Here is a 22,461-nt window from a genome sequence, read left to right on the forward strand (position 1 = left end):
GCTCAGTGATTTTGGCCTTCGATAAATAGGTTTTGACTGGCCGCTTTGGCCGATTATGTAGATGCCAAGTCATGGAATCGGGATAGGGGCGACCATACGTGCGATGAGTTTGGGTGGATAAATAAAATAAGATTCCGCACGAATTTCAATGCATATTGTTCATTGAGGAAAACAACACCACCTATTGGATCGGCGCATCTGGGAGCGCAAACGACCAATCCGGGTGCATTCCGCGGCTCCTAAGTAACATCTCCCCCTGCTCGGTCACTCCCGGAGAAATCTTGCTCAGTCGCTCAAGCATTTCCGAAACACGGTTTCGAAGAGTTTCGATATGAAACTGCTGGTCGTCAGTTTCATCGCCTTCCAAGGCTGAAGACTCCATGCTGCTTAGCAGATATTCCCGATAACTGAGTAGTTTCCAGGCGTGCTCAGGGTCAGCGACAAGCCGAAAATATTTGCACCAGACACAACTCAAGAAATCTGCGCAGACTCGCGATACGACTCCTTTTTCGGCATGCAATTTCTTATGATCCTTGTTGTAGCGTTCAACCTCCGCATCATTACCACTGGAAGCACATTCCCCAACCGGTGTGTGCTGCATATCTAGGGACGGCTCTGTAATAATGACAATATCCTTGGCAATCTCCTTGCCAGTGAAATATTTGCCCATTACCTCAACTGCTTTACCAAGCGAGTAGCGCGACTGATTTTCATCGATCCTGTAATAGTGGGATTCGAAGGTTTCGAAGTTGTGTTTGGCAGATGCCTCGTAAGCTTGTAAATCCTTCTGGACTTGCCGATACAGATGATTCATCCCACCTTTACGAATCTTCATGCTGTCGAAGGTGAGTGAGCTTCGCCGTCGTTCAAGATAAGAGGTCAGTGTGTTGACGGCATTATCCGCAAGCCTTTCAATACCAAGGCCATCTCTATGCACAAGAAATACGAAATTCCGGAACGGGTTATCCAATGGCAGCGAGTCTCGATATGAGGCAGTTAGTTTATCTCGAACCGTCAAAAGATCGGCGACAGCGCTTTTCATTGCTGCCGCATTCATTTCTGGATCGGCAAATGTGTACCCATCAGTCCGATACCCTGCCCTTGCCTTTCTCAATACGACAGTAACTATGCCATTGGGATTGAGAGAAGAAGGTACTCGCACGATGTCGTTGCATTCAATACCAAGCGTTGGGGCAAGATTCCAACCAGTTTTCAGAAGGATTCGCCCCAGCAGTAAAACAACTTTGAAATCATCCGGAGCGTCCATGTCCTGCAGGCCGCACTCGATGTGATAGGCAATCTCCCGACACTGCTCCGCACTGTAGTAGTCGTCGGTGTTCAATCTTTTGAGATGCTTTGCTGTCTTGGTTTGCGTGATCGGATAAGCTTCCACAATATGGAAACCGAACTTATCTAGGACCCATATGACTGCGGATTTGTAGGTATAGGCCGTGGATGTCGTCACTCCCCCTGTCTTTGCGGTATTTTGCAAAAAGAACCACAACGCTTTTTGTAACTTATGGCCAGGGAGATCAAAAGCCTTCATCCCGTGTTTTTCCAGCATCAAAAGATCTTCAGCAGAAAGTGATTCCTTAGCAAGCATCATCGCCGCCTTGAAGTTCGTAAACTGATGACAGACGGTTTTGATGTTGTACGACTTCTGGTCAATCGATTGCTTCTGCTCTTCCAGAAAAGCGGCCATGTCGTCGAAGAGCTTAACTGAAATCTCACGAATTGAACCATAATCGCAGTAGGTAGGGCGCGAAGAAAACTCGCTATCGAAGGCCAAGCGGTAGGGAAGGGATATTTCCTTCCATTTTGGAAACGCCGGAAACAGTTGTTCAACGAAATCTTTGATTGCGGAAAAAGTTCGAGCCTCAATGCGAGTTTCTCCGTCCAGCCAACGAAGCAATCGCGCCTCGTTCTCAATCAAAACACAAACACCTCGCTCCTTCAATGCAGCAGCGTCTGGATCCGATAGATATGAGTAGCAATCGAGGATTGCCCGCTGAACCATCGTCATCTTGTCCCTAAAAGTCATCGGTTTGCGTCCCTTCAATGGGGTTGCCGAGAGCAAATCACCGAATCGTTTCAGGTCACCAAATAACACTGATGAAAGATTGTAGATCTCTGTTAGATCTGCGGCATGCCCATGAACGAAAACCCATTTTTGCCCCCATCGCACTGGGTCATGCTGTTCTAGTACATACTCCAAAGCAGTAGGCGAGTGTCTGGGTTTCACTTCCTGCAAAATCCTAATGAGTAGGGCTGACTCATTTTCAAACGCATCAAACCCATGAGCCTTCAGCGCAGCTACAGCGGCCTTGTTTCTGACCAAGAGAGCAAGAAGTGGATAGGAATGATGCTTCACATTCATCGAAGTTGAAGGCAATTCCTCTTTGGCATCTATTTTCAGAATTAATTGCTTGAAATACAGCATAAAGGAAGGCGACACACGATATAAGTCCCCCACGTAGGAGGTACCAAAGCGTAATTGCAGAATACTTGGCGGGGGCAGGCCTGGCTGATTTTTGTGAATCGAATATAAGAGATTGAAGGCACGGGCTATTGAATTCCCCCGCTGGGGTGTCGAGCTAGGCAGAGTAAGCGACTTGCCCTCAACGTCCGCCCACACCGCTTCTACATTTAGCGCCGCCAGCCCTTCCCTAGACAATGCTAAAAGGTGTTCCGGCTCCAATGCTGCGGCCACCTCTGGTAATGCGGGCACCAATCGTGATAGAAGAGTTCTTACCGTAGCAGGTTTCACTTTCCACCGATCTGGATCAGCTCGGTATATTTCAATGGCTTGTGCTATATCACTCGCAAAACGATGGGAAATATCCACAGCACGTTGAAGATTAATAGTGCTGCCGGTAATAGTGCTGCCGGATTGAGCACAATTACTGGTGTCTGGATTTCTAATCTTCATGTTGATAATCCATTCTCACGAGCCTTGGCTTCGGCAGAGAGTTTGGGATTCAGATCACTGAAAATTTTATCGACCCAATCATTCATCTGGCTTTCAAAAGTGATAGAGCGTGCAAAGTTGATGTATTTCAGGGTAGATGAGAAGTTCTCGTGTCCCATCAACGCCATAAGCTTGTACTGAATGAAGCCGAGCGGTAAATGTTTCTCCAGCATGAAGCGGGCAAGACTTGTGGCAAATGTCGCCCGAAGATCGTGAAAACCTCGATCAAACGACTGACCAACCATAAGTTGTTCTTCAACAACCTTGGATGCTGCATTGGTAATCGACTTGCTCTTGATTCCGCCGCCCGAACGGTTAAGAAATAGCGGGCGGCGTTTCCCTGACCCCTTATCCAAATCCCATTTGGCAGCGCGCCTCAAGCGCTCCGGTGAATTTTTAAACACCCAGAGGGATTGCATCAAGAATAGAGGGATCAGAATTTTGCGCTCCTTGTTGAACTTCCCAAGGATGGTCACCTCGAAGACAGTCTTGTCACTTAAAGCAGGATCGACCACGATATCTTCGGGGAAACCTGCCACCTCCATGGCTCGTAGCCCACAGGCTAAACCAAGCTCCCCCCAGAGTTTCCTGTTCTCAAGCCGCATGTATTTGCTATCGAAGAATACCCTAAGTTCGGTAGCTGAATATGGCGTCAGTGCTTCCCCGAGGGACTCATTTTTCGACTTGTACTTCTTCGGGATCGTCAGGTCGCTGGTTTGAATCATCAGCGTCTTTTCATCTTGGAAGGTGCTGAACAAAAGATCGAAATCCCCACCTTTCCGAGGCTTCTTGATCGCAACACGAGAGTAGGTGAATGGGATGCGCTCAATCCGCCGAGTCTTCAATGCCCACTCGTAAAACTGCCGAATATGACTGAGGTACAGATTGGCAGTGTCCCGCGAGATGCTCTCCCGCTTCACTCTCTCGATCAAAACCGTTCGATATCGGTATGGAGGAAGCCATTCCTTTGCTTTTTCGCTGTCAGCTACGGCATAGACCTCTCGCCAATCCGTATTTGTCTCAGCCAGCCAGGCAAGGAATCCGCGCAATGAGTTTGCAATCCCGTAGAGAGTTTCAACTGTGACCCCTCCACGCAGGTTGCGTTTACCGCCCTGCTTGGGGGGTAAAAAGCGGCCACGATAGCGATGCTCAATGAACAGATTCATTTCAAGCCCGTCGATTATTCGGGCCGGGCAAAACAAGAGGGGAAAGCCTTCCACCACATGATCGCGGTGAAAATGGACATTACGAATTTCTGCCACTTCGCTCTTCATGGCGATCTCGGACTGCCCATCGAAATAGGGTAAGTCGCCAAGATTGATCGCGACACGGACAACCTGAACCAAAGACGACGGAAAAAATTCCGGGACAGAATCCATCAGCTTGCCCCACCTCTGCTGCCTCGGTTAGTGGCGACCTCCGGCAGTAGCTCGTTGATTAACTTCTCACCGACCAAGCTAAGGCGAAAATCACGGTACTGATGACCGACTTGAACTCGGACGCTTTTCCAGACTAGATCGAGGGCTTTATTTTTACGCTCGACCTTATGGTCTGCGCAAATGAAGGCCAGCACCTTCGCGAAACTCGCGCACCTAGCTTGGTTGATCGGTTCGGTATTCCACAGACTCATGAAAAGCGCTCCTGAACACTACTGGATTTAGATGTAGAGCAATGTGATTCATTACAATTCAGTGTAACACTTTTGCGATTTATTTCAAATGGACATTAGTTTGCAAATATCGTAGATGGCACTACACGCCGTCTTCCAGATATTGATACACCGCCGAGTACGACATCGGCTGGCGAATCGACATATTGTGCTGCTCATTCCCCAGATCGGTCATGTGTACACCGGGGATTTTATCGAGCACTTGGCCGATGAAAGTCGGCTTGGTTTCGGCGATGGTTTTCTCGCCAACTTTACCAATCGAGACCGGTGCTTTGCTCAGTAGCGTGGCTTCACGCGTGGCGCTGACGACGATTTCATCGAGTTGTATCGGCTCGGCGGCTGATTGCGCACAAACCAATGGGGAAAACGCGGCCAAAATAGCGCACGTTAATGGGCGACGAGCCCAACAAAAAGAGGCTGACATTGCATTTCCTAATGCGTCTGCTGCGCACGGGCGCAAGCTGAACAAACACCTTGCGCCGCAAGGTGCCATTTAATCGATGTAGCCAAACAGCGAGCAGGACAAAGCCGGCACGCCGATTGGCTGCGCAATAAATACAATTAGGAACTCAAAGGGGGGCCGCGCGGCGGCGGTGGAATCGCGTAGGAATCTACAGAAAAAGACTCTGTGAGTCGCAAAATTGGCGAGTGACCAACGGGGATCAATAAGGGCAGACTAATTTGCGCCGGTGGGGGCGCAATCGCGTGCAAGCTAGCTACCGAACAGATCGCGCACTTAACGATGATTTTGGCATCGCTGCTACTTAGCGATGAATCCTGATTCACGCTCGGCGCTTGACCCGTGCCACACCATGCTAATGGCACTCCGGCATCCATCGCCGCGGCGTGCGCAAACGGCAGCAATAGCTGCGCCACCATGGCCAAAACAGCGAACCATGGTGCTAACTTGCGACGAAGAAATAGCGGCAAATTCACGGAGTACAAAGCACAGATAAAATTGGCCGCGATCATAGCCGATGTCGCAACGGACTCACAATGACATCAGTATGCGCTAATGCAAAGTGCGCTTTTTTCAGCACAGGTGTTTTCCCTAACGCGCGTTTGCTGACTACACTGAATTACCCCGCTGCGAGAAGGACCGCACTATGGCGCAAGATTCCGCATCACGCGTACACACGCTATGGCAACAATCGGGCTTGGCCAATATCCGCCGCGAGCATTTATCTGCCGATGTTGTCGCCGGGATTAGCGTATGCATCGTGCTGATTCCAGCTTGTGTTGCTTACGCCGATTTGGCCGGCATGCCGGCGCAAAATGGCCTGTATACCGCATTGGCAGGCATGTTGATGTATGCACTGCTGGGTAGCTCACGTCATGTGATTGTTGGGCCTGACGCGGCGATTGCCCTGCTGGTTGCTGCGGCGATTGCACCATTGGCGCATGGCAATGTGGCGCAGTATGTCGTGCTATCAGCAACGCTGACTTTTCTGGTCGGCGTATTGATGTTGATTGCCGCCAAGGCGAAATTGGGCGCGATTGCCGATTTACTCTCCAAACCCGTTTTGCTCGGTTTTATGAATGGCGCGGCGCTGATTTTAATCGCCAGCCAATTGGGAAAATGGACGGGAATGAGCTTGCACGAAGCGGCGTTTTTTCCGCGCCTGATCGAGCTTTTATCCCACAGCGATGAAATTCACAGCACGACGCTAATCGTTGGCACGCTCTCGCTGTTCTTTCTGATTTTGATGCGCCAGCTTTTCCCAAGCTGGCCTGCTGCCGTGCTGCTGTTTGTGCTAGCCATTGGCGCGGCGTATCTGCTTGAAATCACCCAGCACGGCGTCGCTTTGCTCGGCAATTTGCCGCAAGGTCTGCCCGACCTGGAAATGCCGCATTTAAGTTTTGAGCATCTCACCACCCTGCTGCCTGCCGCTGCCGGTATCGCGCTACTGGCGATGCCCGAAGGTATTTTGCTGGCACGCGCTTTTGCGCAAAAAAATCATTATGAAATCGCGCCCAACCGCGAATTAATGGCGCTGGGCATGGCCAATATCGCCGCTAGCCTGTGGCAAGGCTTTGCACTGGGCGCTAGCCAATCACGCACCGCGATTAACGATGCGGCGGGCGGTAAATCGGTGGTATCTGGTTTGGTGGCCGCACTCATACTATTGCTGTTTTTGGTATTTTTATCCGGCTCTTTACGCTATCTGCCGGTCACCACTTTATCAGCGCTGCTAATTTTTGCCGGGATCAATTTGATTGAAGTACGCACCTGGTTGGAAATGTATCGCTTGGATAAAACCGCGGCGATGTTTTCCTTAATCACGACCGCTGGCGTACTGATTGTTGGGGTATTGCCCGGTATCATTGTTGGGATATTGCTTTCACTGGCATACCTCATACAATTTATGGCCAGACCATTCGATGCGGTTTTGTGCTCCGCCGAAGGACGCAAAGGCTTTCATGATGTGGCCGAAGCGCATTTGATTGGTGAATCACGCTATCTGCAAGGCTTGCTCGTGTATCGCTTTTACGCGCCACTGCTATTTGCCAATAGCAGCTTTTTTGTCGATCGAATCAGCCAGCTGGTCGCCGAAGATGGCGATACGCGCTGGGTGCTGATTGATGCGCAGGCGATGACTTTTTTGGACGTCACCGCTGCGGAGCAACTCCTCACACTGAATCACCTACTCGAAGAAGCTGGCATTGATTTGAAATTTGCCCGCTGCAATCGACCGCTGCGCGAAGCATTTGATCGCTATGGCGTCACCCGAGCAATCGGCGCTGATAGTTTTTACGCCCATGTACACGATGCGCTGGCTGCCTACAAAGCGCTTTACCCCGATGTTGTGCCAGAACCCGTCAGCAGCTGGAACGGGGTTGAACGACGCCAACGCTAAATTCGCGCCTATCACGCCGGACGAAAACGGCGAAAATATTGCAGGCGTAGCGCATCGTAGGCCCAGTTGTACGCATAGGTATACGGTAGGAAAAATACAAAAAACCCGATATCCAAAGCCAAGGCCTGCCACAGGCTTAAATCCATCCACCACATCGTTAATGGCAAGGCCATCAACATAAAACCGCCTTCGAACAGCAGCGCGTGCAACGTGCGGATTTTTGGCGTGCGCTGCCAGCCTTGTTTGCGTTCGATTTTGTCAAACACAAAATTAAACAGCGCGTTCCACGTCATGGCGGTGCTCGCTAAAATCACAGCCAAAACCCCGACGTGTGAGACGCTCGCGTCCATAATCCACGCCGCAATCGGCGTTACTAAAATCACCCCACCCACTTCAAACAGCACGGCATGCAAGGCGCGTTCCAGCCAGGTTTTTTCTGGCAATTGCGCTAAATTCGACAAATTTGTTGCTGAATCACTCATAGCCTTTTCCTTCTGCTTTGTGTAATTAAAACGATTATCACCATGAAAACCGATAGAATAAAATCAGTTACCATCGGAATAACCGATTCAAGGCAGACCCATGTTCAATTCCATCGACAGCCTCGCCGCTTTTGTGCACGCCGCGCAGCTAGGTTCTTTTTCCGCTGCGGCGCGCCATTTGGGCAAAAGCCAATCCACCGTTTCCGAGGCTATCAGCCAGCTTGAAATCGACGCAGGCGTACAACTATTTGATCGCCGCACGCGGCAACCAACGCTCACGGCGGCGGGCTCACGTTTGCTGAGCCACGCTCAGCATGTGCTCAATAGCCATGCCGATTTGCGCCATCAAGCACTCGCCTTGCAAGCGGGCGAAGAAGCGCAATTGAGCATTGTGCTCTCAGATACGTTTCAATCCTTGGAGTTTGAAGCGCTGTTAACAGCATTTGCCGCGCAGTTTCCGATGCTGCGGCTGGAATGTTTGGTGGGAGAAGACCAAGACGTATTGGCGCTGCTGCGCAGTGGGCGGGCCCAGCTAGGATTGGTACGTGCGCAAGGGGCGTATCAAGCTGATATTTCTTATCAGGCGATTGCTGGCCAAACCCAGATTGCGCTGTATGTTGGCAAGCAGCACCCGCTAGCACTGTATGGACACGTCGATGAAGCACAATTGCTGATGCATAGGGAGTTGATGCTCAGCACTTATTCAGAGCGCCAACCCAGCATCCATAGCCCGCGTTGCTGGCTGGCACCGAGTTACTTAATGCTATTGGAAATGACAGCTCGAAATTTTGGCTGGGCGGCTTTGCCAACTTGGCTGGCAGAGCAATTTGGCCAAAGCCAACTCGTTCAGCTCTCCGCCGCCAATTGGCCCAAAACCACCACGATTGATTTAGTCTGGCTGCGCAATGCCAACCTGGGGCCAGCGGCGTGCTGGTTGATCGAACAAATTAAACGCGCATCTTAACTAGCAAAGAAAAACGCCCCGATTGGGGCGTTTGGTATTGATGACGACTTAAGCGTAATAACGCTTAGAGAATTCCAACATGCGCTCGATCGGTGCGCGGGCGGCATCCATATCGGCAGGCGTTAGGTAATCGATTACCGTGCCCTGCCCTGCTTGCGCGCGTTTTACCGCCTCAATCGTATTCATTTTCATGTACGGGCAAGAGTTACACTGGCAACCAGCATAAATCGGCGCTTGCTCGATATTCAGATCGGGGCGAGCGAGGCGCATATTGTACAAAATGCCGTCTTCAGTCGCGACGAAGATCGCAGCATCTGGCTCTTTATCAAATGTTTTGATCCAGTTCAGCATGCCCGATGTTGAGCCAACATAATCGGCTTGCTGCAATACGGGTAGCGGGCTTTCTGGGTGAGCGATCAGGTATTTAGCAGTTTTCACTGCAGCAAACGCTTCATCCAAGGCGGTTTGGTTGAATTTATCGTGCACTTCGCACACCGCCGACCATAGCGGCATATCGTAGCCGTGCTGGAAGTTTAGGTAAGCGCCCATATTGCGATCTGGCGAGAAAATCACTTGTTTGCCTTCGGCATACAGGTGAGCAATGATGTCGTCGACGTTGCGGCTAGTCACGATCCAATCGCTCAGCGCTTTGTGCTCAGCCGAGCTATTGATGTACGACACATGCACATGATCTGGATAAGACTCGCGCCATTTTTTCAACGCCGCCACATCAGTTTGAGTTACCAAAGAACAGGTTGAACCTGCGTCTGGCAAAATTACTGTGGCATTCGGATTGAGGATTTTGGCGGTTTCGGCCATAAAGCGCACGCCAGCAAACACAATAATGTCGGCATCAGCATCACGCGCAAACAGCGAGAGCTCCAAGCTATCGCCCACTTTGTCGGCCATTTGCTGAATTTCAGGCGCGGTATAGTAATGGGCAAGTGTCACAACGCGTGGCATAAGTTTATCCTCGATCAGACTAATAGATTCATGCGCCTACTTGTATAAGCGCATTGCAAAAATGGATTGGTGCGAATATTAACACGTCGATGCCCCTCAACTCATTAGCAAAAACAGCATTTTCGATTAAAAAATCGACATTTATAAAAAAAATTGTTCTGCGGTGCTTGACACACCAAAAGCCCTTAGCCATAATTGCGCTCCTCTGCAAATCACTTAGAAATGCAGAACGTGATGCGGGATTAGCTCAGTTGGTAGAGCGATACCTTGCCAAGGTATAGGTCGAGAGTTCGAGCCTCTTATCCCGCTCCATCACATACTGGCGTAGTACAAATTAGTAGCATCATTGCGATGCGGGATTAGCTCAGTTGGTAGAGCGATACCTTGCCAAGGTATAGGTCGAGAGTTCGAGCCTCTTATCCCGCTCCAAAATCTGCCAAGCAGACGATGCGGGATTAGCTCAGTTGGTAGAGCGATACCTTGCCAAGGTATAGGTCGAGAGTTCGAGCCTCTTATCCCGCTCCAAAATCTGCCCAGCAAACGATGCGGGATTAGCTCAGTTGGTAGAGCGATACCTTGCCAAGGTATAGGTCGAGAGTTCGAGCCTCTTATCCCGCTCCAAATTTTTAAGAAAGTAGTTTTAAATACTTTCTTTACCCCTTAAGGCGGGGTAGCAAAATGGTTATGCCGCGGATTGCAAATCCGTTTACGCCGGTTCGATTCCGGCCTCCGCCTCCAGCATCAAAGCCCAGCTGAGCTGGGCTTTTTTGTAAAGCTGGTGTAGCAAGAAATGCGAAAGACTGTTAAGATTCGCACCCAATGCTCGGATGGTGAAATAGGTAGACACAAGAGACTTAAAATCTCTCGCCGCAAGGTGTGCCGGTTCGATTCCGGCTCCGAGCACCATTAGTAAGTTTCAAGCTGTACTAAACAGCCCTACAACCCGCATAAAGCCTGGCTTCTGCGGGTTTTTTGTTGTCTTACACAGCATTAAGGGCCCCCAGAAGATCCTATTTTTATGTCCCCGCTTGTGCCCCTGTACGAATCTCCTAACTAACTGCCCAACACTTATCGGGCATGCATGAGATTATTAATTTCCTTATTTAAATTAAAAACCCATCGATTATAGTTAGGGTGTATTTGTGCCACTCCATCGATCACTTCATAATTCATATTGATGCTATCAACATATTTAATTTGGTAAGCCTTCGTATCGTATTCAACAGCCACGGTCACCACGTGTTTACCATTGCCTTTGTTATATTGCAGCGTCATTTTTCCCACTTCGTTAGCAATCACGACCCAGCCAAATTTATTTGCTGCAGCCACAAAAATTGGGGTGACTTTTTCTGCCTCCACTGAGGCTCCCATGCTTTCAGCAAAAAGAACACGTGGCGTTTGCTCCATCGGCATTTGCCGAGCATAAACTTGAACGCTCAAGGCGAAGGCCATCACCAACCCAATCAAGTATTTCATTGAATAAACTCCAATATTTAAATAAAGAAAAGATTTTTATATTAAAAAAGACACCCCATGATACTAACTTGAGTCACTAAGGGCGAACAAACCCAATGTATGGCACAATCTCGGCTACACGCCTTTTATCTTCATCCCCGCATAGATAAGTTTGCCTGCAATGCACTCGCCCTATTGGTCAATTCAACTCAGTATTTCACGAATGAGTGCTTGGCATAACGATCAAGATGCCAGCCCGCGGCTTGATTTCATCCCAACACTACAGCGCCGACGCTTATCGCCATTGGCCCGCATCAATCTGCAACTAGCGTACGACATAAACCCAGACCAACAACTTTTGCGCTGTGTATTTGCCTCCAGACATGGTGAGATTCAACAAACCGTAGGCATGCTGCAAACTTTGGCACGCGATGAATTATTGTCTCCAGCCACGTTTAGCCACTCGGTCCACAATGCCACGCAAGGTTTGTGGAGCATTTTTGCGCAACAAAAAGACGAGTGCAGCGCCATTAGCGCAGGCATTGATACGCTGCCGATGGCCTTGCTAGAGGCCGCCACGATGCTATCGGATCGCCGCGAGCCGGCGGTATTACTTATGTATTCCGATGAAGCCGTGCCCGATATTTTAAAACCCGATGCAACAGAAGCGATGCAACGCTTTGCAGTTTGCGCCCTGATCGACGCCAACACACCCAATTTGCGACTCAGCGCCCTGCCCTCGTCGCCCAACCATACGCCAGTAGCTACGCAACATGATGTTTACCGCTGGTGGCAATCAGGCGAGGCGCAATTACTCACGCAGGGCCTCAATTGCGTTTGGGAATGGACGCGCGTATGAGTTGGCGCATAAAACTAAATTGGCTGCGGCGCCTGATTGGCACCGCGATTGCATTTAGTAGTTTTGGCGTCGGCGGCTCATTATTGGGGCTTTTTTTTCCGCTGATGAATATGGCGACGCCCGCTACGCGACGCCGGCCGCAAGCCAGAAAAATCATCCACTGGGTGTTTTATCAATTTCTGCGCTGGATGCGTTTTTTGGGCATTATGCGCTGGCAGATCGAAGGTCAGCATTTGCTGGGTCGCCCCGGACAACTCGTCATCGCCAACCATCCGTCTTTGCTCGACGTGGTGTTTATGATGGCGCATATTGATGAGCCCAATTGCGTCGTTAAAGGTAGCCTGTGGCGTAATCCGTGCATGGTGGGGCCGGTTTCCGCGGCAGGTTTTATACCAAATCACAGCAGCGAGCAAATGGTCGCCGACGGTGTCGCTGCCTTGCAGGCCGGCGATTGCCTGATTATTTTCCCCGAAGGCACACGCACCACACCTGGGAAAGAGATGCAATTTCACCGCGGTGCGGCAACGATTGCGATTAAAGGCGCGCGCATTTTGACGCCGGTGCTGATTACCGTCAGCCCAACGACTTTGACCAAGAACGAGAAGTGGTACAAAATTCCGCCGCGTCGTTTTGTCATGACATTACGCGTTCTTAATGATATTGAGCTTGAGCCCTATCGCCAAGCCAGTACCGACCCGATTGCCGCGCGCCGTCTCAATAGCGACCTTACCGCACTTTATACGCAGGAATTAAACCGTGGATAACACGCTGATTAATGAAATCAAATTATTCGTCATCGAGACGCTCAATCTCGAAGACATTACCGTCGACGATATTGACGCTGACAGCCCGCTATTTAACGAAGGCCTTGGTCTGGATTCGATCGACGCGCTGGAGCTAGGTGTTGGGCTGCAAAAACGTTACGGCATTAAGCTACAAAGCGATTCAGCAGAAAATCGCCAGCATTTTGCCTCAATTAATGCGCTGGCCCAGTTTGTTAGCGCGCAACGCTCAAACTAAGCACGCTGCGCTGTGCCGTAGACCTTAGCGCGGCAAATGCCTGCGCCAGCAAGTAGTATCCGGCAGTGAAATCGAAATAAAAATGAGAGAGAAACATGGAAAAAACGGCGATCCACAGCGAAGTAGTCCGCATTATTGCCGAGCTATTCGAAATCGACCCCGCGCGCATTACGCCCAACGCGCAGCTTTACACTGATTTGGAAATCGACAGCATCGACGCCGTCGATATGGCCGCCGAGCTTAAATCCTTAGTCGGCAAAAAAATCAGCCCTGAAGACTTTAAACAAGTGCGCACCGTGCAAGACGTCGTCGACGCAGTCTATAAACTGCAACAAGCCTAAGTGGCATGAAAAAAGCGCTTGCGATACTGGGTGCATTGCTGGCGCTGGCCTACCCGCTATTGGTGTATTTATCACTCGGCCATGCAACGAGCGAAGCCATGGCCGCGCTATTATTAGCCGTGGCCTTAATTCGTGGTGTTAGCAGTTGGAGCAAGCCAGGTATACCGCTACAGGTAGCGATACTATTGGTTTTGGCAGGCATACTCTATAGTCAAAAGCAGCCCGATTTGCTGCGCTACTATCCCGTACTGATTAATTTGGCCATGCTCGGCGTCTTTGCCAGCAGCCTGATTCGTGGCCCCAGCTTAATTGAGCGCTTGGCCCGGCTCAGCGAGCCCGATTTACCGCCCAGCGGCGTCATTTACACGCGCCGCGTCACGCAAGTGTGGTGTGTCTTTTTTATTGCCAATGGCAGTATTGCACTCTGGACAGCGCTGTACGCCAGTTGGGAAAATTGGACCTTATACAATGGCCTAATCGCCTACTTGCTGATGGGTGGCCTAATGGCAGGCGAATGGATACTGAGGCGGCGTATTCGCAAGAATAAACTATGAATAAATGGCTAGATAGCAATACCCCCACTTATGACTTTGCATTGCAGCAAGGCCGATTGATTGGCAGCGATGAATTTGCCACGCAAGTCGCCGCGCTGGCGCACACTTTGGCCGCGCAAGGCGAAAATGACATCAGCCTGTTTTGCCGCGACGCATATTGGTTTGCACTGGCGCTATTTGCCGCTTGGCAAACGGGCAAAACCGTTCACCTGCCTGGCGACGAAACGCGCGTTCACACCACGCCGTGCACGCTGCGCTTATCGGACGATGAAGAATTTGGTCTAGTGATTCGCGATCTGTGCGTACAAGCGCCAGCCGGTCACCAATATTTGCTGCAAGACATCGACGCTAACGCTTGCCAGCTCTACATTTACACCTCGGGCTCGAGCGGCGAACCAAAAGCCATCATAAAAAGCTACGCACAATTGCTCGCCGAAGTGAACGCGCTCGAGAGCTTGTTTGGCGCGCAAATTGCCGATTCGGTCGTGATCGGCACCGTTAGCCAGCAGCATTTATACGGCTTGCTGTTTCGCGTGCTGTGGCCCGTAGCAATTGGCCGCGTTTTCGCCGCAGAAACGGCGTTTTTCCCCGAACAACTGTGCTCAATGACCCGCGCAGTGGCCAAAGCCACGTGGGTGGCCAGCCCAGCGCATTACAAACGCCTAGGGCCGCATTTGCCGTGGGCCGAGATGGCGCCTCATTTAAGCGCGCTCTTTTCCTCAGCCGGCGTGCTGAGTTTGGCCGTCGCACAAGACATTAGCCAGCGCAGCGGCGTGGCGATTAACGAGATTTTTGGCTCGTCCGAAACCGGCGGCGTGGCGTGGCGCGTGCAAAGCGAGCAAGCCGCCAGCTGGCAAGCGCTGCCCGACGTCGCATTCAGGGTGAACCAAGACGGCGCGCTGGAAATTTGCTCGGCGCATTTGCCCGACGCAAACTGGCACACGATGGACGACGCGGCCAATGTCGCAGATAACGGCACGTTCACGCTGTTAGGGCGGCTAGATCGCATCGTAAAAATTGAAGAAAAACGCGTTGCTTTAGCAAGTGTCGAGCAAGCCTTAAGCCATTTGCCCGAAGTGGACGAAGCGGCGGTCGTCGCCGCCGAAGAGCAAGGCCGGCAAAGCATCAATGCCGTACTGGTTTTGCATGAAGCCGGTAGCGCGCTATTGGCGCAGTTGGGCAAAACTGCGCTGATCAAATTATTAAAAAAGCAATTACACGGCCAAGTCGAGCGTTTGGCGCTGCCGCGCCGTTGGCGTTTTGTGGCGGCCCTACCGGTCAATGCGCAAGGCAAAACGACGCAAGCGGCGCTTAGCGCTTTGTTTTTGCCGCCGGTATTGTTACCAACGGTCATCGCCGCGCAGCACAGCGGCGCGCATTGCGAGTTGCAATTACTCGTTCAGCCCGATATCGCCTATTTTGCCGGCCATTTTCCCGGCACACCCATTTTGCCCGGCGTGGCGCAAATCCACTGGGCAGCGCAGCTAGCACGCGATTATTTTGCGATTGACGGCCAATTTAATCGGATGGAAGTAATTAAGTTTCAACAGATTATCCAGCCGGGCACCGAGCTGAGTTTACAGCTCGATTGGGATGAGAGCCGCCAAAAACTGAGCTTTGCATTTACCTCAAGCCAAGGCGCACACTCATCAGGCCGCTTGGTGTTCGCCGCATGAGCGCATTTAAACCGTGCATTGTCATTCCGGTTTACAACCACGAACACGCAATCGGCGCGGTGCTGGAATCGCTGCGTGGCTTTGGCCTGCCTTGCCTGTTGATCGACGATGGCAGTAATGCGGCTTGCCAACGCGTGCTCGAGCAATTGGCCACACAGCACGCCGCTTGGGTCAGCTTAAAACGCTTAGACGTTAATCAAGGCAAAGGCGGCGCGGTCAGCGCGGGTTTATTCTGGGCTAATGAATTAGGGTATAGCCATGCAGCACAGATTGATGCTGATGGACAGCACCATACCCCAGATTTAACTCAATTCATTCACGCTGCGCAAACGCAGCCTGCTGCGTTGATTGCTGGCCAACCGGTTTATGATGAATCAGTGCCCAAAGGCCGTTTGTATGGCCGTTATGCAACGCATATTTGGGTGTGGATTAACACGCTCTCGTTTGCGATCAAAGACTCAATGTGCGGCTTTCGCGTGTATCCGCTTGCTGCAACGTGCGCGCTGCTACAGCGCGAAAAGCTCGGCAGCCGCATGGATTTTGACGTTGAAGTGATGGTGCGCTTGTACTGGGCGGGGATGAACATCGTCCAGCTGCCAACGCCAGTGCAATACCCGCTCGATGGCGTGTCGCATTTTGCCGTCTGGCGCGACAATGTGCTGATCTCACGCATGCACGCCAAACTGTTTTTTGGCATGTTGTGGCGCAGCCCGCGCCTAATCGCCCGTTGGTTTCGTTCATGACGCAAACTAATTGGAGCGAACAACGTGAGCGCGGTGGCAAGCTGGCGTATTGGGGCATGAAAATCATGCTCAAAGCCTACGCGCTTGGCGGTCGCCCTCTGTTTGCGCTGATTTTATATCCAGTGTTGGCGTGGTTTTTTTGCTTTGGCAAACTGGCGCGGCTCTCGTCGCAAGACTATTTACAGCGACTCTCCCGCAGCGCGCCGCATTTGCAATTGCGCGTTTCCTTGCGCCTGAGCTGGCAACATTATTTAAGCTTTGCCGACACAATTTTGGCTAAATTTCATGCGTGGACGGGCCAATTGCAGCATACGCAGGTGAGCTGTACCGGCCGCAAGATGATGCTGCAACGGCTCGCGCAAGGCCAAGGCGGCATTATGCTGACCGCGCATTTGGGCAATACCGAGGCGATGCAAGCCTTGTCGCAAGCCAATGAAAATCTGCGGTTAAATGTATTGGTGCACACGCAGCATGCCGAGCAATTTAACCGCATTTTGGCTGCACAAGCGCACACGCGTGCTGTGCGGCTGATTCAGGTTTCAGACATCAACCCCGCGCTTGCGGCCGATTTAACCGCACGCGTCGAGCGCGGCGAATGGCTAGTGATTGCCGCCGATCGCGTGCCGGTCAACGCCAACAAAACCGCAGCGCGTACGCTCATTGTCGATTTTCTCGGCGCCAAGGCGCGCCTGCCGCTGGGCCCGCATTTACTCGCGCTGATGATGCAATGCCCGCTGGTGTTTGCCGTCTGCTTAAAACAAGGCGACGGGCTGCATTTATACTTTGAAACTTTAAGCGAGCCGCAAGCCGTGGCGCGCACTGCGCGTGAGGCGTGGCTAGCGGCTTCGGCGCAACGCTACGCCGATAAGCTGGCGTATTATTGCCAACTCGCGCCTTTACAGTGGTTTAACTTTTACCCTTTCTGGACCGATGATGAACCAGACCAATAACGCCAAGCGCATTGAATTTGGTGCACAGCGCCTCTGTATCGAAGACATTCTGGCTGTTGCCAACGGTAGCGGCGCGCAGCTGGCGAGCGATCCCGCGTTTCGCCGCCGCGTTGATGCCGGCAGCCAGTTTTTAGATAATTTATTGGCCGAGCATGGCGAAATTTATGGCGTCACCACCGGCTACGGCGATTCGTGCACCGTCGCCATTCCACAAAACCTAGTTGCCGAGCTACCTAAGCATTTGTACACCTACCACGGCTGCGGGCTGGGCGCGTTTTTCGACGCCTACACCGGCCGCGCGATTTTGGCCGCGCGATTATTGTCGCTCGCGCAAGGCTATTCGGGCGTGCGTTGGGTCTTGCTCGAACAACTGGCGACGCTGATCAACGAAAATCTGGTGCCTGTTATTCCCGAAGAAGGCTCGGTCGGCGCCAGTGGCGATTTAACGCCGCTATCATACGTCGCCGCAGTATTGGCTGGTGAGCGCTATATCTACGAAGCTGGCGAGCCATACCCCACAGCCAAAGCCTTTGCTGCGCGCAATATCACACCGCTGACGCTCGCGCCGAAAGAAGGTTTGGCGCTGATGAACGGCACCGCGGTGATGACGGGTTTGGCGTGTATCGCGTATAGCCGCGCTGAATATTTGGTCAAACTGTGCGCGCGCTTGACCGCGCTGGCGTCCTTGGCGACCGATGGCAATAGCTATCACTTTGACGCCAAATTATTCTCGGTAAAACCGCATCCGGGGCAAAATGAAGTTGCCGCGTGGATTCATGATGATTTGCTCGCTGGCGAAGCGCCACGCGAAGGCTTGCGTTTGCAAGATCGCTACTCGATCCGCTGCGCGCCGCACGTGATCGGCGTGCTTGCCGACGCGCTGCCGATGCTGCGGCAATTTATTGAAAACGAGCTCAATAGCGCCAACGACAATCCAATCATCGACGGCGAAGGCGAACATGTGCTGCATGGCGGGCATTTTTACGGCGGCCATATCGCGTTTGCGATGGACAGCCTAAAAAACTGCGTCGCCAATCTGGCCGATTTGATGGACCGCCAGCTCGCGCTGATGGTCGACACGCGCTACAACCACGGTCTGCCGAGCAATTTATCTGGCGCCAGCGGCGAGCGCCGCGCGATTAATCACGGCTTTAAAGCGGTACAAATCGGCGCGTCGTCATGGGCCGCCGAAGCGCTGAAACTCACAATACCAGCCAGCGTCTTTAGCCGCTCAACCGAATGCCACAACCAAGACAAAGTCAGCATGGGCACCATTGCTGCGCGCGACGCGCTGCGTGTATTGCAATTGACCGAGCAAGTTGTTGCCGCGCATGCGCTGGCGGCGGTGCAAGGCGTTGAATTGCGCATCGCGCAAAATGAGCTCAGCGCGGCGCAATTATCGACTGGCGTGCGCGATTTAATCGCCGAAGTACGCGCATTTTCAGCACATTTACTGGAAGATCGCGCGCTTGATAGCGATTTACGCGCAACGATTGCCGCGATTCAGGCGCAAAACCTGAGCGTACCGGGAGCAAGACAATGAGTGAAACCGGCCGCAAGACACTCGAACACAGCATTGAAATCACACCGGCGTTTCACGATATCGATTTAATGGAAATCGTCTGGCACGGCCATTATGTGAAATATTTCGAGCTGGCGCGCAGCGCGTTACTGCAAAGCTTTGATTATGATTATCCGGGCATGCGCGCTTCGGGCTATGCGTGGCCGATTATTGATTTAAATATTCGCTATTCGCGCCCAGCCAGCTTTGGGCAAAAACTGCGCGTCTCTGCAAAGATTGTCGAATGGGAAAATCGGCTAAAAATCAGCTACCGCATTCACGACATCGCCAGCGGCGATTTACTGACCAAGGGCCACACGGTGCAAGTGGCGGTGAATATGCAAACGCGCGAAATGTGCTACGTCTCGCCCGACGTGTTGTTCGAAAAACTCGACCTGCCGATGCCGCACTGATAAGAAAACAACGCCATGCTAAAAAAAATCGCCCTGTGCTTTAGCCTGCTACTAATCACCTTGCACACCAATGCCGCCCTGCTCGATGACGTTAAAGCGCGCGTTACCTTCAAAGACGCGCAACGCGGTGAGTTTCGCCAAGAAAAACGCATCGCCAATTTAAGCAAACCGCTGATTTCCAGCGGCAGCTTTGTCTACGTCAAAGACAAAGGCTTGCTGTGGCAAATCGCCAAACCGTACGCGTCCGACGCGATCATTACTGGCGATACGCTAGTGCAGCGCGTGCAAGGCAAAACCATTGTGCGTGTCGACGCGCAAAGCCAGCCTGGCTATAGCGCCGTGTCGCGCATTTTTATGGCCTTGGTCGGCAGCGATTGGGCGGTGCTGGAGCGCGATTTTGCGATTAGCGGCAAGGTCGATGGGAAAAACTGGCAGCTTGAACTCAAACCCAAGGGCGGCCTATTTGCCAGCTTTGCCAAAACGCTCACGCTCAGCGGCAGCAATGCGATTAGCCAGCTGGATATCGCGGAAAAAAATGGCGATAGCACGCATTACACTTTTAGCAACGTCAGCGCTGCGGGCGCGCTCAGTAGCGACGAAACGAACAAGTTTTCAATTAAATAATGCGCCGTATCTCTGAGAAAAGCTTATTTTATATTTGGTGCATCGCCATACTGGTGATGGGTATTTTACTCGCCCTGCTCTTTGCGCGCGGCTTGCCCTTGCAAACCAATTTAATGGCGCTCCTGCCCAGCGGCGAGAGCGATCCGGTCGCGCAACGTGCGGTTCAGCATTTAGAGCAGCAACTCGGCGAGCGCCATGTGCTGCTGATTGGCGCCAGCACCGCAGCCAACGCAATTGCCGCCGCCGAGCAAGCGGCGAAAACCTTAGAACAATCGAAGGCGTTTAGCCAAGTAACGCTACAGCAGCCACGCAGCACTGGGCTGGCTAGCGCCAAGGCGATGCACTTTGCGCTGGCGAGTCCAGCGACGATTGCGCAACTAAAACGTGGCGAGACTGCAGCCTTTTTGCAAGAACAAGGCGCGCAACTTTACGGCCCACTTGGCAGCTTGCGCGCTGCGCTACTGAGCCAAGACCCGCTGTTTTTGGCTGGCGACTTACTGAGCCGCCGCTTAGAAAAAGGCGTCGACTTTGACCCGAGCAGCGGCGTGGTCTTGCTGCACGGCGAAGGCAAAGTTTGGGCCCTGATTGAAGCGAAAAGCAAAACGCGCGCGTTTGATGATAGCGGTCACGATACCGGCAGTGATGAAGTGGCCCAAACCGGCCCCGCTCCCACCGCGCGCGCGATTTATGCGGCGATCGATAGCGCAAAACAACAGGCTGGCGTTGACGCGATTGCCGCAGGCGTGGCGCTGCACGCCGATTTGGCGAGTAGCAACGCCAAGTCTGAAATCAGCCGCATTGGCGTTGGCTCGTGGCTTGGCGCGGTGCTATTGATGTGGCTGGCGTTTCGTCGCATTAGCGCGATTGTGTTTTGCCTCGTGCCGCTGCTGGTGGCGACTGGCGTCGCGATATTGGCGACGACGTATTATTTTGGCAGCATCCATGTGCTGACCTTGGTGTTTGGCGCGAGTTTGATCGGCGTGGCGATTGATTATGGCACGCACTGCTTTGCCGATAGCCTCGGTGCTGATCAATCGTGGACGATGAGCGAGGCGGTTAAGCGGCTGCGCCCAGCGCTGTTTTACGGCGTCGCGACCAGCGTAACCGGCTATTTGGCGCTGGCGATTGCGCCGTTTCCAGGCTTGCGCGAAATTGCGGTGTTTTCATCAACCGGCCTCATCGCCGCCTACCTCACCGTGGTGATGGCGTTTCCGGTTTTACTGAAACACTATCAGCCCCATACCAAGGGTATGCGCTTGACGAGCATGATTATTGACGTGTATGAGCATATACACAGCTATAAATATCTACTGTTGCTGCTAATTCCGGCGCTATACGGTTTAAGCCAGCTGCGCGCCAACGACGATGTGCACAGCTTTTATGCGGTCGATGCCAAGTTGGCGCAGATGGAGCAACGCATTAAGGCGCTGTTTGCGCATGCGCCGGAAAACCAGTTTTACCTTGTTGAAGGCCGTAGCGCCGACGAAGTCTTGCAGCGTGAGCAGCAATTGCTGCAACAATTGCAACCGCTGCTCGCCTCGGAAGAAATCAGCGCGGCGCGCGCCTTGTCGCAAAACTTGCCGAGCATCGCGACACAAAACGACAATATTCGCACTTTGCAAACCGCGCTCGCCAACCCCGCTTACCGCGCTTGGTTGCAAGAGCTGGGCTTGAGCGATGCGGCGATCGCCAACGATCAAGCCGCGCTAGCCGCCGCGCAGCCGGTGAGCTTGGCACAATGGCTGGCGAGCGATTTGGGCCGCGCCGATGCGCTATTGTGGCTGGGCCAAACCGAGCGCGGCTATGCTTCGCTCGTGTTGCTATCGAACATCAAAGACAAAGCCGCGCTGGCGGCGATCAAGGTCGATGGCGTGCGTTTTGTTGATCGCGTCAATGATTTATCGGCGCTGATGGCGCGTTATCGCGATCTGGCGCTGGGCTTAACGGCGGCCTCATTACTGGCAATGTGGCTGGTGATGGCACCGCGCCACGGCTGGCAAGGCGCGTCGCTGATTATGTTGCCGTCGCTAATGGCGGCGATGGGCGCGCTGGCGCTGTTTGGCATCATAGGTATAGCGCTGAACATCTTTTCAGCCTTTGCCTTGCTGATCGTACTGGCACTGGGTATTGATTACGCGATTTTCTTTCGCGAATCGGGAGAGGAAAGCCACTGCGCGATGCTCGGCGTTTGCTTGGATTCAAGCACGACACTGCTATCGTTTGGCCTATTGGCGGCGTCCAGCCTGCCCGCCGCGCAATCGTTTGGCTTGATGGTGCTGTTTGGCATAAGCCTTGCCCTACTGTTCGCCCCGCTCGCCAGAGTGCCAGCGCCACCAAAAAATAATTAGCTTGTAAAAGCAC

General features: G+C 52.5%; 22 protein-coding genes and 6 tRNA genes. 20 read left to right on the forward strand and 8 right to left on the reverse strand.

Annotated elements, in window-relative coordinates; genetic code table 11:
• Window positions 1–181: 181 nt before the first annotated feature.
• The 5 genes from NT239_05845 to NT239_05865 form a co-directional block, all read right to left on the reverse strand.
• A complete protein-coding gene (locus tag NT239_05845; protein ID XGA72362.1) occupies window positions 182–2,929 on the reverse strand; it encodes a hypothetical protein in 2,748 nt (915 codons plus the stop codon).
• Window positions 2,926–4,347, reverse strand: coding sequence for a site-specific integrase (locus NT239_05850; GenBank protein XGA72363.1), 1,422 nt, complete (start codon window positions 4,345–4,347; stop codon window positions 2,926–2,928). Before NT239_05850 ends, NT239_05845 begins: the two co-directional genes overlap by 4 nt.
• Window positions 4,347–4,598 carry a hypothetical protein gene (locus NT239_05855; protein ID XGA72364.1) on the reverse strand — a complete coding sequence of 84 codons (252 nt, stop codon included), beginning with the start codon at window positions 4,596–4,598 and terminating at the stop codon, window positions 4,347–4,349. The genes NT239_05850 and NT239_05855 overlap by 1 nt, the downstream gene beginning before the upstream one ends.
• A gap of 121 nt (window positions 4,599–4,719) precedes the next feature.
• Complete coding sequence (locus NT239_05860) at window positions 4,720–5,061, reverse strand: hypothetical protein (GenBank protein ID XGA72365.1); 342 nt, start codon at window positions 5,059–5,061, stop codon at window positions 4,720–4,722.
• Window positions 5,062–5,198: 137 nt separating this feature from the next.
• The gene (locus NT239_05865) at window positions 5,199–5,609 is read right to left on the reverse strand and encodes a hypothetical protein (GenBank protein ID XGA72366.1); all 411 of its coding nucleotides are present in this window, start codon (window positions 5,607–5,609) and stop codon (window positions 5,199–5,201) included.
• A gap of 134 nt (window positions 5,610–5,743) precedes the next feature.
• Between NT239_05865 and NT239_05870 the strand changes: the two genes are divergently transcribed.
• Window positions 5,744–7,495, forward strand: coding sequence for a SulP family inorganic anion transporter (locus NT239_05870; protein ID XGA72367.1), 1,752 nt, complete (start codon window positions 5,744–5,746; stop codon window positions 7,493–7,495).
• A gap of 11 nt (window positions 7,496–7,506) precedes the next feature.
• Here NT239_05870 and NT239_05875 read toward each other — a convergent pair whose 3' ends face one another.
• Window positions 7,507–7,977: a multidrug/biocide efflux PACE transporter gene (locus tag NT239_05875; protein XGA72368.1), complete on the reverse strand. Its 471-nt coding sequence runs from the start codon at window positions 7,975–7,977 to the stop codon at window positions 7,507–7,509.
• A gap of 100 nt (window positions 7,978–8,077) precedes the next feature.
• Between NT239_05875 and NT239_05880 the strand changes: the two genes are divergently transcribed.
• A complete protein-coding gene (locus tag NT239_05880; protein ID XGA72369.1) occupies window positions 8,078–8,941 on the forward strand; it encodes a LysR family transcriptional regulator in 864 nt (287 codons plus the stop codon).
• Between the two features lie 48 nt (window positions 8,942–8,989).
• Here the strand turns inward: NT239_05880 and nadA are convergent, their stop codons facing one another.
• A complete protein-coding gene (nadA, locus tag NT239_05885; GenBank protein ID XGA72370.1) occupies window positions 8,990–9,904 on the reverse strand; it encodes a quinolinate synthase NadA in 915 nt (304 codons plus the stop codon).
• A gap of 236 nt (window positions 9,905–10,140) precedes the next feature.
• Between nadA and NT239_05890 the strand changes: the two genes are divergently transcribed.
• From NT239_05890 to NT239_05915, 6 genes are all read left to right on the forward strand, one after another.
• Window positions 10,141–10,216 (forward strand) — tRNA-Gly (locus NT239_05890).
• Window positions 10,217–10,257: 41 nt separating this feature from the next.
• A tRNA-Gly gene (locus NT239_05895) sits at window positions 10,258–10,333 on the forward strand.
• A 20-nt stretch (window positions 10,334–10,353) separates the two neighbouring features.
• Window positions 10,354–10,429, forward strand: a tRNA-Gly gene (locus NT239_05900).
• 20 nt (window positions 10,430–10,449) lie between these two features.
• A tRNA-Gly gene (locus NT239_05905) sits at window positions 10,450–10,525 on the forward strand.
• A gap of 43 nt (window positions 10,526–10,568) precedes the next feature.
• Window positions 10,569–10,642 (forward strand) — tRNA-Cys (locus NT239_05910).
• A gap of 83 nt (window positions 10,643–10,725) precedes the next feature.
• A tRNA-Leu gene (locus tag NT239_05915) sits at window positions 10,726–10,810 on the forward strand.
• Between the two features lie 162 nt (window positions 10,811–10,972).
• On the opposite strand, the gene NT239_05920 is transcribed toward NT239_05915, so the two are convergent.
• Complete coding sequence (locus NT239_05920; protein ID XGA72371.1) at window positions 10,973–11,380, reverse strand: hypothetical protein; 408 nt, start codon at window positions 11,378–11,380, stop codon at window positions 10,973–10,975.
• 160 nt (window positions 11,381–11,540) lie between these two features.
• On the opposite strand from NT239_05920, the gene NT239_05925 reads away from it, so the two are divergent.
• From NT239_05925 to NT239_05980, 12 genes are all read left to right on the forward strand, one after another.
• A complete protein-coding gene (locus NT239_05925; GenBank protein ID XGA72372.1) occupies window positions 11,541–12,218 on the forward strand; it encodes a beta-ketoacyl synthase chain length factor in 678 nt (225 codons plus the stop codon).
• Window positions 12,215–12,982 carry a 1-acyl-sn-glycerol-3-phosphate acyltransferase gene (locus NT239_05930; protein XGA72373.1) on the forward strand — a complete coding sequence of 256 codons (768 nt, stop codon included), beginning with the start codon at window positions 12,215–12,217 and terminating at the stop codon, window positions 12,980–12,982. Before NT239_05925 ends, NT239_05930 begins: the two co-directional genes overlap by 4 nt.
• Window positions 12,975–13,238 (forward strand): phosphopantetheine-binding protein, encoded by a 264-nt coding sequence (locus tag NT239_05935; GenBank protein XGA72374.1) that lies wholly within the window; start codon window positions 12,975–12,977, stop codon window positions 13,236–13,238. The genes NT239_05930 and NT239_05935 overlap by 8 nt, the downstream gene beginning before the upstream one ends.
• Window positions 13,239–13,333: 95 nt before the next feature.
• A complete protein-coding gene (locus NT239_05940) occupies window positions 13,334–13,579 on the forward strand; it encodes an acyl carrier protein (protein ID XGA72375.1) in 246 nt (81 codons plus the stop codon).
• A 5-nt stretch (window positions 13,580–13,584) separates the two neighbouring features.
• Complete coding sequence (locus NT239_05945) at window positions 13,585–14,133, forward strand: hypothetical protein (GenBank protein XGA72376.1); 549 nt, start codon at window positions 13,585–13,587, stop codon at window positions 14,131–14,133.
• Complete coding sequence (locus tag NT239_05950) at window positions 14,130–15,809, forward strand: AMP-binding protein (protein XGA72377.1); 1,680 nt, start codon at window positions 14,130–14,132, stop codon at window positions 15,807–15,809. Before NT239_05945 ends, NT239_05950 begins: the two co-directional genes overlap by 4 nt.
• Window positions 15,806–16,552 carry a glycosyltransferase family 2 protein gene (locus NT239_05955; GenBank protein XGA72378.1) on the forward strand — a complete coding sequence of 249 codons (747 nt, stop codon included), beginning with the start codon at window positions 15,806–15,808 and terminating at the stop codon, window positions 16,550–16,552. The genes NT239_05950 and NT239_05955 overlap by 4 nt, the downstream gene beginning before the upstream one ends.
• A complete protein-coding gene (locus tag NT239_05960; GenBank protein XGA72379.1) occupies window positions 16,549–17,502 on the forward strand; it encodes an acyltransferase in 954 nt (317 codons plus the stop codon). The genes NT239_05955 and NT239_05960 overlap by 4 nt, the downstream gene beginning before the upstream one ends.
• Window positions 17,483–19,045, forward strand: a complete 1,563-nt coding sequence (locus NT239_05965) for an aromatic amino acid ammonia-lyase (protein ID XGA72380.1) — start codon at window positions 17,483–17,485, stop codon at window positions 19,043–19,045. The genes NT239_05960 and NT239_05965 overlap by 20 nt, the downstream gene beginning before the upstream one ends.
• Entirely contained in the window at window positions 19,042–19,476 is a 435-nt protein-coding gene (locus NT239_05970; GenBank protein XGA72381.1) for an acyl-CoA thioesterase, read from the forward strand. The genes NT239_05965 and NT239_05970 overlap by 4 nt, the downstream gene beginning before the upstream one ends.
• 15 nt (window positions 19,477–19,491) lie before the next feature.
• Complete coding sequence (locus NT239_05975; protein XGA72382.1) at window positions 19,492–20,100, forward strand: outer membrane lipoprotein carrier protein LolA; 609 nt, start codon at window positions 19,492–19,494, stop codon at window positions 20,098–20,100.
• Complete coding sequence (locus NT239_05980) at window positions 20,100–22,448, forward strand: hypothetical protein (GenBank protein ID XGA72383.1); 2,349 nt, start codon at window positions 20,100–20,102, stop codon at window positions 22,446–22,448. The genes NT239_05975 and NT239_05980 overlap by 1 nt, the downstream gene beginning before the upstream one ends.
• The last annotated feature ends 13 nt before the right edge of the window (window positions 22,449–22,461 follow it).

This window comes from Chitinibacter sp. SCUT-21, from assembly GCA_041874755.1.
Classification (GTDB): Bacteria; Pseudomonadota; Gammaproteobacteria; order Burkholderiales; family Chitinibacteraceae; genus Chitinibacter.

What these genes read in the sequence shown, in the direction of transcription:
- NT239_05880 (XGA72369.1), top strand. Translation starts at nt 8,078, where the DNA reads ATGTTCAATTCCATCGACAGCCTCGCCGCTTTTGTGCACGCCGCGCAG.
- nadA (XGA72370.1), bottom strand. Translation starts at nt 9,904, where the DNA reads ATGCCACGCGTTGTGACACTTGCCCATTACTATACCGCGCCTGAAATT.
- NT239_05970 (XGA72381.1), top strand. Translation starts at nt 19,042, where the DNA reads ATGAGTGAAACCGGCCGCAAGACACTCGAACACAGCATTGAAATCACA.
- NT239_05865 (XGA72366.1), bottom strand. Translation starts at nt 5,609, where the DNA reads ATGATCGCGGCCAATTTTATCTGTGCTTTGTACTCCGTGAATTTGCCG.
- NT239_05870 (XGA72367.1), top strand. Translation starts at nt 5,744, where the DNA reads ATGGCGCAAGATTCCGCATCACGCGTACACACGCTATGGCAACAATCG.
- NT239_05980 (XGA72383.1), top strand. Translation starts at nt 20,100, where the DNA reads ATGCGCCGTATCTCTGAGAAAAGCTTATTTTATATTTGGTGCATCGCC.
- NT239_05875 (XGA72368.1), bottom strand. Translation starts at nt 7,977, where the DNA reads ATGAGTGATTCAGCAACAAATTTGTCGAATTTAGCGCAATTGCCAGAA.
- NT239_05940 (XGA72375.1), top strand. Translation starts at nt 13,334, where the DNA reads ATGGAAAAAACGGCGATCCACAGCGAAGTAGTCCGCATTATTGCCGAG.
- NT239_05860 (XGA72365.1), bottom strand. Translation starts at nt 5,061, where the DNA reads ATGTCAGCCTCTTTTTGTTGGGCTCGTCGCCCATTAACGTGCGCTATT.
- NT239_05950 (XGA72377.1), top strand. Translation starts at nt 14,130, where the DNA reads ATGAATAAATGGCTAGATAGCAATACCCCCACTTATGACTTTGCATTG.
- NT239_05850 (XGA72363.1), bottom strand. Translation starts at nt 4,347, where the DNA reads ATGGATTCTGTCCCGGAATTTTTTCCGTCGTCTTTGGTTCAGGTTGTC.
- NT239_05930 (XGA72373.1), top strand. Translation starts at nt 12,215, where the DNA reads ATGAGTTGGCGCATAAAACTAAATTGGCTGCGGCGCCTGATTGGCACC.
- NT239_05920 (XGA72371.1), bottom strand. Translation starts at nt 11,380, where the DNA reads ATGAAATACTTGATTGGGTTGGTGATGGCCTTCGCCTTGAGCGTTCAA.
- NT239_05975 (XGA72382.1), top strand. Translation starts at nt 19,492, where the DNA reads ATGCTAAAAAAAATCGCCCTGTGCTTTAGCCTGCTACTAATCACCTTG.
- NT239_05960 (XGA72379.1), top strand. Translation starts at nt 16,549, where the DNA reads ATGACGCAAACTAATTGGAGCGAACAACGTGAGCGCGGTGGCAAGCTG.
- NT239_05945 (XGA72376.1), top strand. Translation starts at nt 13,585, where the DNA reads ATGAAAAAAGCGCTTGCGATACTGGGTGCATTGCTGGCGCTGGCCTAC.
- NT239_05955 (XGA72378.1), top strand. Translation starts at nt 15,806, where the DNA reads ATGAGCGCATTTAAACCGTGCATTGTCATTCCGGTTTACAACCACGAA.
- NT239_05965 (XGA72380.1), top strand. Translation starts at nt 17,483, where the DNA reads ATGATGAACCAGACCAATAACGCCAAGCGCATTGAATTTGGTGCACAG.
- NT239_05925 (XGA72372.1), top strand. Translation starts at nt 11,541, where the DNA reads ATGCACTCGCCCTATTGGTCAATTCAACTCAGTATTTCACGAATGAGT.
- NT239_05855 (XGA72364.1), bottom strand. Translation starts at nt 4,598, where the DNA reads ATGAGTCTGTGGAATACCGAACCGATCAACCAAGCTAGGTGCGCGAGT.
- NT239_05845 (XGA72362.1), bottom strand. Translation starts at nt 2,929, where the DNA reads ATGAAGATTAGAAATCCAGACACCAGTAATTGTGCTCAATCCGGCAGC.